9 protein-coding genes and 1 pseudogene are annotated in these 15,013 nt (G+C 59.8%); 6 read left to right on the forward strand and 4 right to left on the reverse strand.

What is annotated here, in order from left to right:
* Window positions 1–41: 41 nt before the first annotated feature.
* Entirely contained in the window at window positions 42–2,744 is a 2,703-nt protein-coding gene (locus NW848_RS05725) for a cation-translocating P-type ATPase (protein ID WP_414510735.1), read from the reverse strand.
* A gap of 103 nt (window positions 2,745–2,847) precedes the next feature.
* Here NW848_RS05725 and NW848_RS05730 point away from each other — a divergent pair, with 103 nt between their 5' ends.
* Both NW848_RS05730 and NW848_RS05735 read left to right on the forward strand, forming a co-directional pair.
* Window positions 2,848–6,036 (forward strand): site-specific DNA-methyltransferase, encoded by a 3,189-nt coding sequence (locus NW848_RS05730; protein WP_414510736.1) that lies wholly within the window; start codon window positions 2,848–2,850, stop codon window positions 6,034–6,036.
* Between the two features lie 246 nt (window positions 6,037–6,282).
* Window positions 6,283–6,906, forward strand: a pseudogene (locus NW848_RS05735) (DEAD/DEAH box helicase family protein); the annotation flags it as partial.
* A 2,329-nt stretch (window positions 6,907–9,235) separates the two neighbouring features.
* Here NW848_RS05735 and NW848_RS05740 read toward each other — a convergent pair.
* From NW848_RS05740 to NW848_RS05750, 3 genes are all read right to left on the reverse strand, one after another.
* Window positions 9,236–9,652 carry an aminotransferase class I/II-fold pyridoxal phosphate-dependent enzyme gene (locus NW848_RS05740; RefSeq protein ID WP_414510737.1) on the reverse strand — a complete coding sequence of 139 codons (417 nt, stop codon included), beginning with the start codon at window positions 9,650–9,652 and terminating at the stop codon, window positions 9,236–9,238.
* Window positions 9,649–9,798 carry a cation-transporting P-type ATPase gene (locus tag NW848_RS05745; RefSeq protein WP_414510738.1) on the reverse strand — a complete coding sequence of 50 codons (150 nt, stop codon included), beginning with the start codon at window positions 9,796–9,798 and terminating at the stop codon, window positions 9,649–9,651. Before NW848_RS05745 ends, NW848_RS05740 begins: the two co-directional genes overlap by 4 nt.
* 185 nt (window positions 9,799–9,983) lie before the next feature.
* Window positions 9,984–11,852 (reverse strand): transketolase, encoded by a 1,869-nt coding sequence (locus NW848_RS05750; protein ID WP_414510739.1) that lies wholly within the window; start codon window positions 11,850–11,852, stop codon window positions 9,984–9,986.
* A gap of 105 nt (window positions 11,853–11,957) precedes the next feature.
* On the opposite strand from NW848_RS05750, the gene NW848_RS05755 reads away from it, so the two are divergent.
* From NW848_RS05755 to NW848_RS05770, 4 genes are read left to right on the forward strand one after another with little or no spacing between them, the layout of a single operon-like run.
* Window positions 11,958–13,109 carry a metallophosphoesterase family protein gene (locus tag NW848_RS05755; RefSeq protein WP_414510740.1) on the forward strand — a complete coding sequence of 384 codons (1,152 nt, stop codon included), beginning with the start codon at window positions 11,958–11,960 and terminating at the stop codon, window positions 13,107–13,109.
* Between the two features lie 60 nt (window positions 13,110–13,169).
* Complete coding sequence (locus tag NW848_RS05760; RefSeq protein ID WP_414510741.1) at window positions 13,170–13,916, forward strand: sugar isomerase domain-containing protein; 747 nt, start codon at window positions 13,170–13,172, stop codon at window positions 13,914–13,916.
* A 1-nt stretch (window position 13,917) separates the two neighbouring features.
* Window positions 13,918–14,340: an arsenate reductase ArsC gene (locus tag NW848_RS05765; RefSeq protein WP_414510742.1), complete on the forward strand. Its 423-nt coding sequence runs from the start codon at window positions 13,918–13,920 to the stop codon at window positions 14,338–14,340.
* The gene (locus NW848_RS05770; protein ID WP_414510743.1) at window positions 14,333–14,959 is read left to right on the forward strand and encodes a non-canonical purine NTP pyrophosphatase; all 627 of its coding nucleotides are present in this window, start codon (window positions 14,333–14,335) and stop codon (window positions 14,957–14,959) included. Before NW848_RS05765 ends, NW848_RS05770 begins: the two co-directional genes overlap by 8 nt.
* Window positions 14,960–15,013 lie beyond the last annotated feature (54 nt).

A 15,013-nucleotide genomic window follows, 5' to 3' on the forward strand; every position in this document is an offset into this window, starting at 1 on the left:
AAGCAACCTGTGGGGATTATCGGCGGCGGGGGGCGGGAACTTTAGATGCCCTCCCGCGCCAGCTTCGGGTGGCGCAGCCACTTGTGCGCCTCCACGACAACCACCACGCTGAGCGCCGCCAGCGCGCTGCGTACCCACGCCTCCAGCTCGATCGGCTCCACGCGCAGCACGAACTGCGTCAGCGGCAAATAAAGCGCAAGCGCGTGTACCGTGGTCGCCGCAATCGCCGCGATTAGCAGAAACGGATTACGCAACGGGCTCAGCAGGAACGCCGAGCGGAACTCTGACCGCGCGTTGCCCACATGGAAGTTCTGGAACAGCACCATCGTCGTCAGGGCAACCGTCTGGGCACGGGTGAGCGAACCTGTGGTCGCGTATTCGTAGTGGAATAGCCAGAGCGTTACCACTGCCATCAGAAGCCCCACGATGACTGTGCGCTCCCATAGCAGCGCGGAGATGATGCCCTCGTTGCGCGGGCGCGGCTTCTGGCGCATGATGCTTTTGTCGCCTGGCTCAAATGCCATCGCGACATCCTGCAAGCCGTTGGTGACAAGGTTTAGCCACAGCAGCTGCGCGGGCAACATCGGCATCGGCATCCCCAGCAGCACGGCGAACAGGAACATCAGGATAGAGCCAGCGCCTGTGGAGATGAGGAAGAAGGTTGCGTTGCGCACATTTTTGAAGGCGATACGCCCTTCCTCAACCGCGTTGCGGATGCTGACGAAATTGTCGTCCGCCAGCACGATGTCGGCGGCTTCGCGGGCGACATCGGTGCCGCTTTTGCCCATCGCGACGCCGACCTCCGCCGCTTTGAGCGCGGGCGCGTCGTTCACCCCGTCGCCCGTGACGGCGACCGTCTCGCCGTTGGCTTGCAAGGCACGCACCACACGCAGTTTGTGTTCCGGCGACACCCGTGCGAAGATATTCACGGTGCGCACGCGCTCGCGCAGCTCCTCGTCGGAGATTCGCTCCATCTCCGCGCCCGTGATGACCTCCGCGTCGGGTGGGGCGATATGGAGCTGGGCGGCAATCGCGCGCGCCGTCGCCGCGTGGTCGCCCGTGATCATCAGCACGCGGATGCCCGCTTCGTGGCACTCTCGAATCGCCTCCAGCACGCCCGCGCGCGGCGGGTCGAGCATCCCCACCAACCCGATGAAGACCAGCTCGCTGGGCGGGGGCACGCCCTCGCGCATGTCAAACGGCTCGGGGCAGCGGCGGTACGCCAGTCCCAGCACGCGCAAGCCGCGCTGCGCCATGTCCGCCGCGTGCCCCAAGATGGTCTCGCGGGCGGTAGCGTCCAGCGGCAACTCGCCGTCGGGGGTCAGCCAGCGCGTCGCCATGCCCATCACCCGCTCTGGCGCGCCCTTGACGAACATCCACTGCTCCGCGCCCCGTGAACGGATACTCGCAGAGTATTGCAGCTCGGGCTCAAACGGGATTTCGCCCACTACAGGGTGTTGCGCGCGCCACTCGTCGTGGTCGAAGCCCGCTTTGAGCGCGGCAATCAGCAGCGCGGCTTCCGTCGGGTCGCCGTGAATCTCGTATTCGTCCTCGCCGATGCGCCGTACATGCGCCTCGTTGGTCAGCACGGAAGTCAGCAGCGCCAGCACGAACGGGTGCTGGTCATCGTAGGGGATTGCGCCGTGCTCCAGTTCATGTACGCGATACCACTCGCCCGCTGTCCAGTATTCCTGCACGGTCATGCGGTTCTCGGTGAGCGTGCCCGTTTTGTCGGAGCCAATCACAGTCGTGCTGCCGAGCGTTTCGACGGCGTGCAGGCGGCGCACCAGCGCGTTGCGTTTCGCCATCGCGCTCACACGCAGCGCGAGCGTGATGGTTAGCACAATCGGCAGCCCTTCGGGCACCGTGGCGACCGCCACGCCGACCACCACCTTGAACATGTCCACGACGCTGTTGCCGACCGCCAGCCCCAGCGCGAAGATGACCGCACAGCCGACGCCGACGACTATGCCGATGATGTGCGCGAAGCGGCGCATGCGCTGTTGCAGTGGCGTCTCGTCCACGCGCTGCTCGCGCATACTGCCCGCGATTTTGCCCAGCTCGGTGTGCGCGCCTGTGGCGACCACATAGCCCCGCCCGCGCCCCGACGCCACAATCGTGCCCGAAAAGACCATGTTCGCCCGGTCGCCCAGCGGCGCGTCTTCGGGAATCGGCGCGACCTGCTTGTAGACCGCCACCGACTCGCCCGTGAGCATCGATTCGTCCACCTGCAGCGCGGTCGCCTGAAAGAGCCGAATGTCCGCAGGCACGCGCACGCCCGACTCCAGCAGCACCACATCGCCAGGCGCCAACTCGCGGCTCTCAATGTCGTACTCCCTGCCGTCGCGAATGACCCGCGCGTGGGGGGCGGTCAGCTGCATCAGCGCACGCACCGACTTCTCCGCGCGGTACTCTTGGATGAAGCCGATGGTCGCGTTCAGCACCAGCACCGCCGCGATGACCGCCGTGTCGATATACTCGCCCAGCAGCAAGGTGACCACTGCCGCCGCGAGCAGGATGTAGATCAGCGGGCTGGCGAACTGGTGCAGAATCAGCGCGGGGATGCTGATGGGCTTGATGGCTTCGATTTCGTTGGTGCCGAACTGCTGCAGGCGTCGGCGCGCCTCTTCGAGGCTCAGCCCATCGGGACTGGTTCCCAGCTGCCGCGCCACTGCGTCTGCAGGCAGCGCGTGTGGGGCAAACTCGCGCAGCGTCTCAGGGGTCTCGATCGTCGGGTGTGGCATCGCGGGTTCCTCCCAATCCAGTATACCTAACGGGTCACTTACGCCGCTTGCAACCAGCAAATGTATGGGGTATAATGATTGGCGCACTTGTCAGGAGGATCAGATGGAGAGCCAAGCCCCTAAGCGCTCGGAGGCACTACAGCGGTTTCAGGAGCTTTTGAGGGAACTCTTCGAGTTCGAGTGTGCCGACTTGGACTTCGGTATCTACCGCATCATGAACCACAAGCGAGAGATCATAAAAGATTTCATAGAAAACAAACTGCCGAATATCATTGAGAAAGAACTCTCTCAAGGCGCGCTTGCCGAGCAGACGAGAGCGCATCAGGAACTTCAGCAAGCAGCTGCTGCAGTACGAGAGTCTCTGGGCGAATATGCAATCAAGCCCGACGGGAGCCTACTGGAACAGTTCCGCGATACGCCAGTAGGTAAGCAGTATTTAGAGGCTCTCCAAAAAGCTACCCATGCCCGTAGCCTCGAGGCGGTGGAAACCGCCATCTACAACCACCTCTACACCTTTTTCAGCCGCTATTGGCAAGACGGCGACTTCATCTCCAAGCGACGCTACTCGAAACGCGAACGCTACGCCATCCCCTACAACGGCGAGGAAGTCTACCTCTATTGGGCGAACCACGACCAGTACTATATCAAAACCGCTGAACACTTCACGGACTACTCCTATAAAGCCCCCAACGGCGTAACAGTTCATTTCAAACTGCGACAAGCGGATGTGGAACTAAACAATGTCAAGGGCGAAAAACGCTTCTTCCTGCCCCAAGTAGACGCTATCGAGTGGGATGCACAGACGCGAACCCTCACCATCCCCTTCGAATATCGCCCCCTAACGCCAGAGGAGCAGAAACGCTATGGCGAGAAAAACCAGCAGGAGACCATCATCACCGAGGCGGTAAACGAAATTCCCAAGCGCGTTCAAGCAGCCTGCGACCCTGAATCGCTCACTGCCCTTACCACTGAAAGACGCAAGACCGACGAAGGCGCATCGGTGTCCTATCTGGAACACCACCTGCGCCGATACACGCGCCGCAACACCAGCGACTTTTTCATTCACAAAGACCTGAAGGGCTTCCTCTCCCGCGAGCTGGATTTCTACCTGAAAAACGAGGTGCTGAACCTCGACGAGATGGAACGCGCTGGTGAAGACTTGGCAGAGGGATGGTTCCAACTCTTGCGCATCATCAAGCGCATCGGAATGGAGATTATCGAGTTCCTCGCCCAGATTGAGAACTTCCAAAAGATGCTCTGGGAGAAGAAGAAATTCGTCACGGAAACCTTTTACTGCATCACCGTTGGCAGCATTACAAAACCAAAAGATTTCTATCCCGAAATCGCGCAGTGCGAGGCGCAGTGGGAGGAGTGGAAGACGCTGTACCACATTCACGAGGAGTCTGACGGCTTGCTTACAGCCGACCTGGAAACTTCTGAAGGGCGCATAGAGTTTCTCAAAGCACACCCGACGCTGGTTCTCGACACCCGCCACTTCCCGCCCGACTTCACCGACCGCCTGCTGGCGCACTTTGAAAACCTGGACGACGCCATCGACGGACTGCTCGTCCACTCCGAAAACTGGCAAGCCCTAAACCTGCTGCAGGAGAGATATCGAGAGCGGGTGAAGTGCATCTATATTGACCCGCCGTATAACACCGATGCAAGCCCTATAGTGTACAAAAATAATTACCGATCTTCCAGTTGGATTTCTATGATGTATGATCGCTTGCTAATATCTAAAAGTACTTTGTCGGAAGAAGGAATGATTTGTATAGCGATAGACGATTTTCAACAGAAAGAACTCCATCATATAGTGGAGAGAATTTATGGAGAAGATAAAATTTTAGGCACGGTGGTTGTAAGAAGTAATCCATCTGGGCGTCCTGGAAAGAAGGGCTTCTCCACCTCGCATGAGTATCTTATCTTTGCTGCTCGTTCGTCCGATTCAACGGTCTCAGCTTTGACCAGAACGGAGCAGCTAAACAATAGATACAAACATGTGGATGAACGAGGGCAGTACATGTGGGAACTGTTGAGAAAACGCGGCTCTGGATCAGAGAAGAAGGATAGTCCGAGATTGTATTTTCCACTTTATGTGTCCCGTGATGGTCGCATCAGGGTTCCAGAAATGGAGTGGGATGAGCGCGTGAAAGAATGGCGTGTGCTGGAGCAGCCTCAAGAGGGAGAAACCCTTGTATATCCTATCGATCAGAAGGGCATTTATAGACGATGGAGGTGGAGCTTAGAAACCGTTAGAGAAAACTTACAGGATTTGAAAGCTGAAGAGGATTCGAATGGATTTTGGAATATATACTACAAATATAGACCACCATCAGGTATTCTGCCGCTAACACTTTGGACAGATGCAAAGTATTCTGCTACGGAGCATGGCACTAATGTATTAAAAACCTTCTTTAAAGAGTATAATCCTTTCTCGTTTCCAAAATCTATATATGCGACGATGGATGCTTTGTTGGTGATGGGTGGCAACAAACCCAAAACACTCTGTCTTGACTTCTTCGCGGGTTCTGGCACGACGGGGCACGCGGTTATCAACCTGAATCGTGAAGATGGCGGCAGGCGCAAGTTTATTCTGGTGGAGATGGCGGACTACTTTGATACGGTGCTGCTGCCGCGCCTGAAGAAGGTCATCTTCACGCCCGAATGGAAGGAGGGCAAGCCCAAGCGAATGGCAACTGAGGAGGAAGCCAAGCGCAGTCCGCGCATCCTTAAGATCATTCGCCTCGAATCTTACGAGGACGCGCTCAATAACCTGACTTTCGACGAGGCGAGCGGGCAAACTATGCTGGATCGCTTTGGCGACGAGTACCTACTGCGCTATATGCTGGTGTGGGAGACGCGGCGCAGTGAAACGCTGCTGAATGTAGAGAAACTCACCGAGCCGTTTTGTTATAAACTCAAGATTCACCGCGACGGGGAGACACAAGAGCGCACGGTGGACTTGCCCGAAACCTTCAACTACCTGCTGGGGCTGGAAGTGCAGAAACGGTTTGTTCACCACGAGAACGGGCGGCGCTATCTCGTGTATCGCGGTACACTCCCCATGGATCGCGGTACACTCCCCAACGGGCGCACGGCAGTGGTCATCTGGCGCGACATTCAGGGCTGGACGCGCGACGACTTCCAGCGCGAGGCGAAGCTCGTCACCAAGCAAGGATGGACGCAGGGTGCGGACGAGGTTTATGTGAACGGCGATTCGAGCATCCCGAACGCACAGTCGCTGGACGACATCTTCAAGCGTCGGCTATTCGCTCCTGTGGAGGCATAGATGGCGAAGGCAACAACGAACGGAAAAGAGCACTACACGCAACTGGAGCAGCGACTTGTTCTGCTTCGGTGGTTGTGCCATCAGCTGGGATACGCAGACAATCGTGAAGCGTTGGCGGACACAAAAAGCGTCGCGGAAGGCTTCGGAGCAGACGGGCGCAGCTACCTGTACCATCACCTGCTGGCGCGGGGCAGTAAGGTAAAAATCGACTCAACGGACCTTGCTCGCTACGACGAGAACATTCGGATGCATCTGGCGCGCCTCAACCGTCGGCGCACCACGCCCATCACCCTGCGCTACTTTCAGCACTTAGCCGCGCTCTACACCGAAATCTTCCTCGACCGCCTCTTTACAGATAGGCATGGACTCCTGTGTGATTTGAACAGTTTCGTTGCCGAACGGAATAAATCGCTCCGCCGTGGCGAGGTTGCATACCCACAGTTCACAGAGAGCGACCTGAACAAGTTGGCTTACTGGATGGCGACGGGCAGCGGCAAGACGCTGCTGATGCATCTCAACTACTATCAGTTTCTGCACTACAACAAGGAGCCTCTTAGCAACATTTTGCTCATTACGCCGAACGAAGGGTTGAGCGAGCAGCACTTGGCGGAGCTACAAGCGTCGGGCATTCCCGCACGGCGTTTCGACTTGAAGGCAGGTGGGCTGTGGGCGAGCGACCCGAATACCGTGCAGGTCATCGAGATTACGAAGCTGGTAGAGCAGAAAAGCGGCGGGGGAGTGAGTGTGCCTGTGGAGGCGTTTGAGGGGCGCAATCTGATTTTCGTGGATGAGGGCCACAAGGGCGCGGGCGGCGAGGCATGGCGCAAGTACCGCGACGCACTCGGCGAGCAAGGATTCACCTTCGAATACAGCGCAACTTTCGGGCAGGCGCTCTCTGCCGCAGGCAACGACGCGCTTACGCAGGAATACAGCAAGGCGATAATCTTTGACTATTCCTACCGCTACTTCTACAACGATGGCTTCGGCAAAGACTTCTACATTCTCAATCTCAAGAGCAACGACGACCTGGACACTACCTATCGGCTGCTGATGGGCAACCTCTTGACCTTCTATGAGCAGTTGTGCCTTTACGAAGATCAAAAGTCACAGCTAAGCTCCTACAATCTGGAGAAGCCGTTGCTGGTCTTTATTGGCAGTACGGTGAACGCTGTGTACCAGGAGAGCAAAAAGCCTCGCAGCGATGTGCTGACTGTGGTGCGCTTTTTGCATCGCGTTCTGGCAGATCCTCAGTGGGCTGTGCAGACCATCGGTAATCTCCTCGCGGGGCAAAGCGGCTTGGCGCTGGCGAACGGGCAGGATGCTTTCGGGGGGCGTTTTGTCTACTTGCGTCAGAAGGGATACGCGGCGAACCCCGCTGTGCTCTACAATCATTTGTTGGAACGCGTCTTCCACGCTCAGGGAAGCAGTGGCTTACACTTGTGCGAGCTGTCTCGTAGCGCAGGCGAGCTGGGGTTGAAGGCGGGACCGCAGGGCAAATACTTTGGCGTGATTAGCATCGGGGATGTTTCAGAGTTCAAGAAGCTCGTTGAGGCTGAGACGCCCCAAGAGCTTAAGTGGGAACAGGACGCGATTAGCCCCTCACTCTTTGAGCAGATTAACGCCCCAGACTCGTCTCTGCACATTCTCATCGGCGCGAAAAAGTTTATCGAGGGCTGGAACTCATGGCGCGTGTCGTCTATGGGGCTGCTGAACATCGGCAAGCAGGAAGGCTCGCAGATTATCCAGCTCTTTGGACGCGGGGTGCGCTTGAAGGGGCTGGGGATGAGCCTCAAGCGAAGCGCGGCGCTGGAGGGCAACCATCCAGAGCATCTGCGCCTTTTGGAAACGCTAAACATCTTCGCCGTGCGCGCCAACTATATGCAGCTGTTCCGCGAATATCTCGAACGCGAGGGCGTGGAGGTGGAACCGCCGCTGGAGTTGTCGATCCCCGTCGCCATCCAAAAGGAGCATTTGCGGAAGGGCCTGCTCATCCCCCGCCCACCGAAGGACAAAGACTTTATCACAGAAACAGCACTCCTTCTGGAAGCCGATTCGAATCTCTCTGTACGGTTAGACCTCTCTACGAAATTGCAGGTATTGCAAAGCAACCCATCAGCGAGTAGCGCTCAAGCGCAGGCTCAAAGCGTAAAACCGCAGCAGATTCCTGCGCAAATACTCGACCTTGTGGACTGGGAGCGAGTCTACCTTGAACTGCTGGCGTACAAGACGCGCAAAGGGTTTACGAACCTGGTGATTCGCCCTGAAAAGCTGCGCGCGATAGTGGCGCAGGGCAAGCACGATGTGGTGGTCGATTCGGGTGTGAACCTCACACCGAACACGCTTGACGATTTAGAACGCCTGCAGGACATCGTGACGCGCTTGCTCTGCCGCTATATGGACAAGTTTTACCAGACCCGACGCGAGCAGTGGGAAGCGCAGCAGATGCAGCTCTATCCTTTGGACGAGAGCGACCCCAACCTGAGCTTCAACCTGCGAGAAGCTCCGACGGGAACCAATCGCCCAACTTATCTCGTGCGGATACCTCGGTCAAAAGATGAGTCTGAAAAGCAAACGGAAGACTCGTTTATAAAGCAAATCCTGCAACTTCTCGAACAAGAACACAAGCTCTACTGCACGGAGGAAGGGGAGCTGAGCCGCATCTACTTCGACCGACACATCTACATCCCGTTGCTCTTGGAACAGAAGGGGCTACAGGTAAGCCCGCCTGGACTTGCCTCCAGTGAAGAGCAATTTGTGCGCGACCTGCGCGCCTTCTGGAAGCAGGAAAAGTGTGGCTTGTTAGCGGGGAAGGAATTGTTCCTATTGCGGAATTTGAGCAGGGGCAAGGGCATTGGCTTTTTCGAGGGGCGCGGCTTTTATCCCGATTTCATCTTATGGGTTCTCGAACCCAGCCGAAAGCATCAGCGGATTGTCTTCATCGAGCCGCACGGAATGGTGTACGCGAAGGCGTACATTCACGATGAGAAGGCGCGCTTGCACGAGTATTTGCGCACGCTCTCCCAGCAGCTTCCGCCCCCCAGCAATGGCTGGACTGTGGAGCTGGACTCCTACCTCGTCTCTGCGACGCTGTTCGATGAGTTGCGCAAGCGCTACGATGACGGGACTTGGGACAGAGCGAAGTTTGCGCAACACCACATCCTCTTTCCAGAACGCAACGGCGGGTATGACTACCTGCGGTTTATCCTTGCACTGCCGCCGCAATCCGCTCTAGCCCCGCTTCAATTACGGCTTCGGAGACGGCGTAGGAGAGGCGGATATAGCCAGGCGCGCAGAAGCCTTCGCCAGGCACGGTGGCGACGCGGGCGGTAGCGAGCAGATACTCCGCCACATCCGCCGAGCTGCCGAGCGTGCGCCCGTCGTAGGTACGCCCAATCAACCCCTGCACATTCGCGTACACATAGAACGCGCCGCGCGGCGTCCAGCAGCGGATCCCCTCGATGCGGTTCAGCCCGTCCACCATCAGGCGGCGACGGCGGTCAAAGGTCGCCTGCAGCTGCGTGCGCCAGTCGGGTGTGGCATCGCGCAGGGCAGCCAGCGCGGCGTACTGCGCAATCGTGCAGGCGTTGGAGGTCATCTGGTCTTGCAGACGGCTCACGGCGCGGGCGACCTCCGTCGGCGCGCCTCCTCGACGCTCAGCCCCTCAGGGCTGGTCTCCAGCCGCTTGGCAACCTCGTCTATGGGCAGCGCGTGGGGCGCAAACTCGCGGAGCATCTCAGGGGCTTCTACTGTCGGGTTCGGCATAGCGGCGTTCCTCCCACAGGGAGTATACCCCTGATAGGAGGCGCGACTTACAAGCACGGTTGGTAAGCAAACCAGCGGGCAACCACAAGGGTTGCCCCTACAGAGGTGCGGCGACACCAACCTTGTAGGGGCAGGTCTTGTGCCTGCCCCGTCTGCATGTTGAAATCATATCGCAAAGGCACTTATTACGCCGCCCCCCGCGCTACAGCGCGCACCGCCTCCACAATAGCGCGAGCGTTAATCCCATACGCCTCCAGTAAGGCGTCGGGCTTGCCTGAGCGCGGGACTTCGCGCACAGCGAGCCGATAGACGCGAATCCCATGCCCGTTCACCGCTGCACTGACCGCCTCGCCAATCCCGCCTTCGGGGTAGTGGTCTTCCACCGTAATGATGACTCCGTTCGTCTCGTGTGCGCAGCGAATGAGCGTCTCGGCGTCTACCGGCTTGACGCTGTAGAGGTCTATCACGCGGATGGCAAGCCCTTCCTGCTGAAGCATCTGGTGCGCTTTGAGCGCCTCGTGCAGGGTGATGCCTGCGCCAACGACAGTCGCCACATCGTGGGGCGACTGGCGCACGATTTTGCACCCGCCGATGAGGAACGCCTCGGTGTTGGGGTAAATTACGGGCGTTTTGGGGCGCGTGGTGCGAAGGTAGGCGATGCCCTGATACCGCGCCGCCTCCGCGACCAGTTTGACGGTCGAGACTGCGTCGCTGGGGTACAGCACAACCGAGCCTGGGATGGCGCGGAACATCGCGAGGTCTTCCAGCCCCATCTGCGAGGGACCGTCCTCGCCGATGGAGACGCCCGCGTGCGAGCCGCAGAACTTCACATTCGCCCTGCCGATTGCCGCCATGCGGATGAAGTCGTAGGCGCGCGTCAGGAAGCAGGCGAAACTGGAGGCGAAGGGGACTTTGCCGCACTCCGCCGCGCCGACCGCCGCGCCCACCATGTTCTGCTCCGCGATAAAGCACTCCACAAAGCGGTCAGGATGTGTCTTGAGGAACTTCTCCGAGTAGGTGGAGTTTTTCACATCGCCGTCGAAGGCGTAGATTCGTGGGTCGGCGTTGCCGAGGGCGACCAGCGCGTCGCCGTATGCCTCGCGCGTGGCGACCTCCTGCCCCAGCGTATAGGTGGGCAGGCTTGGCGTCTTGGGGGCGACGGGTTCGGGCAGGTACGCCTCGTGGGGAGGCAGCACACGCAGCTGCGCCGCTGCTGCCAACTGGTCGGGTGGCGGCGTCAACTCGGCGATTGCTTGCTCGGCGAGGTCAGGCGGCAGCGGTTTGCCGTGCCAGCCCTCCTTATCTTCCACAGCGGACGCGCCTTTGCCCTTAAGCGTGCGCGCCAGAATCGCGAACGGTCGCGCCGCCGCTTGCGCCGCCGTCAGCGCGTCCAAAATCGCCGTCATGTCGTGCCCGTCGATGACGGCGGTCTGCCATCCGAAGGCTTCGAAGCGGGCGCGGTAGGTCTGCAGGTCGTGCTGGAGCATCGTGGGCTGGCTCTGCCCCTGACGGTTGATGTCTACCAGCGCGATGAGGTTGTTCAGCCCGTAGTAGCTGGCGAAGGCGGCAGCTTCCCACACCGCGCCTTCCGCGGTCTCGCCATCGCCCATCAGACAGTAGACGCGCGGGGGCAACCCGTCCCGCTTGAGCGCAAGCGCCATCCCCGCCGCGATAGATAGCCCCTGCCCCAGTGAGCCTGTCGCCGCACCATACCATCTAAAGCGCGGCGTCGGGTGTCCCTCTAAGTCGCTTGTGAACTCGCGCAGGGTGTCCAGATGCTCCACAGGAAACGCGCCCGCCTCCGCCCACACCGCATACAGCAAGGGCGCCGCGTGCCCTTTGGAAAAAATCACACGGTCGTTCAGCGGATGGCGCGGATTCGACACATCCGCGCGCAGCGCATAAAAAAACAGCCCCGCAACTAGGTCTGCCGCCGACAGACAAGTCGTCGGGTGCCCTGACCCTGCACGGGTGGTCGTGCGAATGGAGTGGATGCGGAGCAGGTTCGCCTTCGTTTGCAACGCAACAATCAGTTCAGGGGCGTATCCAGCCATGGTTCTCTCTCCAGCCGTGTAATCGTTCCTCGGCGGGAAAGTATACCCCTCGTAGCTCCCATTTGACGCCAGTCAGAGTCCCTCTATGGGGGTATACTTGCGCCGATGCGAATCGCGCACCTAAGCGATGTGCATTTGGGCTACCGCGCCTACAGCCGCACGAACGAGCATGGGATGAACCAGCGCGAACACGATGTGCTGCAGGCGTTCGGACGCGCCCTACGAGCCATCCTCAGAGCCGCGCCCGACCTGGTGCTAATCACGGGCGACCTGTTCCACTCTGTGCGTCCGCCCAACTCCAGCCTTATCCTTGCCTATCGCAGCCTGTTAGAGTTTCAGAAGAATCGGCAGGGCGCGCCGCTGGTCATTATCGCGGGCAACCACGAGACGCCGCGTGTGGCGGGCAGCGGCTGTATCCTCGCGCTACTGACGCACATTCCGGGCGTGCAGGTCATCTACGACCAAATCCAGATGCTGGAGATTGCGTCGCTGGATGCGAGCCTGCTGTGCATTCCCGCGCGCGGCGTCTACGAGTTAGAACGGAGCCTCCTGCAGCCTAATCCGCGCACGCGCTGGAACCTGTTGCTGCTGCACGGCTTGCTGGAGGGCATAACATCCTTCGCGCTGGAGCGACCGATTGACCGCCAGAAGATTGTGCGCGACGAATGGGACTATATCGCGCTGGGAGACTGGCACATCTATACCGAAGTCGCCCCGAACGCGCTCTACGCAGGCGCAACCGAGTTCACCAGCACGAACATCTGGGAGGAGGTGAAAGAGTCTAAGGGCTGGATTTTGTACGACGCCGAAACGCGCACGCACGAGTTCCAAAAAATTCGCACGCGGGCAGTGTTTGACCTGACGCCGATAGACGCCACCGACTTGAGCGCCGCGGAGCTGAACGAAGCGATTGAGTCGCGGGCGGAAGCGTTAGGCGACGCGCTGCACGGGGCGATCGTACGCCAGCGCGTGTGGAACCTACACCCCGAACTGCGCCGCCAAATCGACGGCGAATTGCTCCGCGAACTCAAGGCGTGCGCGTTGCATTACCTCTTAGACCTGCGTGCGCCGCGCACAGGCGCAGGCGGGCGCGTCGCCCCAAACGCCTCCGACGCCGACGGGGAGAACCGCCTCACCCTCATCGACGAATGGCGACTCTTTGCGCAGACCTACGAACTTCCCGCCGACATCGACCGCGCCGCGTTTATCGAACTGGGCGAGCGCTACCTGCGCGAAGCAGAAGGGAGGGAGGCATAGCTGCCCAAGACGAAAATAAGAGGCGGCTGGAATGCTTCCATCGAGTAAAATTCCCGCTGCATGCGCTTGATACACGACTACTTTGAACGGATTCGGGCGCAACTTTCGGAGCTGGAGCGGCGTTCTCGGGAGGCCATCGAGCAAGCGGCGGAGCGGTGCGCCCAGTGCCTGATGGCAGGCGGCGTCATCCATGTGTACGACACAGGACACCTCGTCTCGCGCGAACTGATTAACCGTGCAGGCGGGCTGGCGGCGTTCGCGCCCTTCAGTTTCGATCTTCAGGTGACCAACACGAACGCCTACCGCGAGGCGCAAGGCGTCGGCGCGCAGACCACGCCCGAAACCGTGCGCTGCATCGTTCGCGCCGCGCTCGATCGCAGCCGCATCACGGCAGGCGATGTGCTGATTATCGGCAGCGTGTCGGGCAAGACGCCCTTCCCTGTGGAGTTGGCGATTCAGGCGCGCGAACGCGGCGTGTTCACCATCGGGCTAACCGCGCTGGACTATTCCTCCCAACTCCAGTCCGAACACGAGTCGGGCAAGCGGCTGTTCGAGGTCGTAGACTTGGTCATCGACAACGCGGCGCCCTACGGCGACGCGATGCTGACCATAGAAGGCGTCGAAACCGCTTTCTGCCCTGCGTCGGGAATCGGCGCGGCTGCCGCCCTGTGGGCACTGGTCGCAGGAATCGTCGAGCGCATGACCGCCGCGGGCAAACCGCCGACTATCCTCGCCAGCGTCAACAAGCCCGACGGCATGGAACGCTACCGGCAGACGATTGAGCAATATAAACAAAGGGGCTACTGAAATGGAGACCGAGCAACCGAAACTGGTGCTGTTTGTGTGCGTGGGCAACTCGTGCCGCAGCCAGATGGCAGAGGGCTTCTGCAACTACTATGGGCAGGGCAAGGTGGTCGCCTTCAGCGCGGGCACGCTGCCCGCAGGTAGGGTACATCCGCTGGCGATCGAAGCGATGCGCGAAGTGGGCATCGACATCGCGCGTCAGACCTCTAAGGGCGTCTGGGAGTTCGACATCACACAGTTTGACGCGGTGGTGAGCCTGTGCGACGCCCGAACCGACGAGCTGTGCCCTGCGACCTACATGGGTATTCAGGAGCACTGGAACATCCCTGACCCTGTGGGACTGCCGATGGATGAGTTTCGGCGCGTGCGGGCAACGATAGAGACGCGCGTCAAAGACCTCATCCAGCGACTTCTCGAAAATGGCTGACTCACGAGTGGTGGTCATCGCGAGCCACAACCGTTCCAAGTCGCGCGAGATTGAGGCGTTGCTGCGCGAGGGGCTTGCCGACTTGCCTGTGATGATACGATTGCTGGCGGACTACCCCGACGCGCCTCCGCCCCCCGAAGAGAACGCGGACAGCTATGTCGGCAACGCCGTAATCAAAGCGCGTGCGTGCGCCGCGTTCACCTGTGCGATTAGCTTCGCCGACGACGCAGGGCTGGAGATTGACGCGCTGAATGGCATGCCAGGCGTCCACTCGCGTCGATTCGCAGGCGAGGAGACGCCCTTCCCCGCGAAGATGGGCATCCTGCTGGAGATGCTCAAGGATGTGCCTCCCGAACGGCGCACGGCGCGATTCCGATGCGCCGTCGCAATTGCCACGCCTGACGGCGCCATCTACACCTTCGAAGACACGCTGGAGGGACGGATTGCCGATGCGCCGCGCGGGCAGGCAGGCTTCGGTTATGATCCCATCTTCTATGTGCCGTCGCTGGGCTGCACACTGGCGGAGTTGCCTGCCGCGTTTAAAAATCGTATCAGCCACCGCGCGAAAGTGATGCGCCAAGCCATCCCGCAGCTGCGTGGATTGCTGCGCGAGGCGTGAACCCAGAGAAATAGCAGGAATCATCGCGCGGAGCGCGAACCACTTCCAGTGGAG

The organism is Synechococcus sp. RC10A2 (assembly GCF_047502605.1).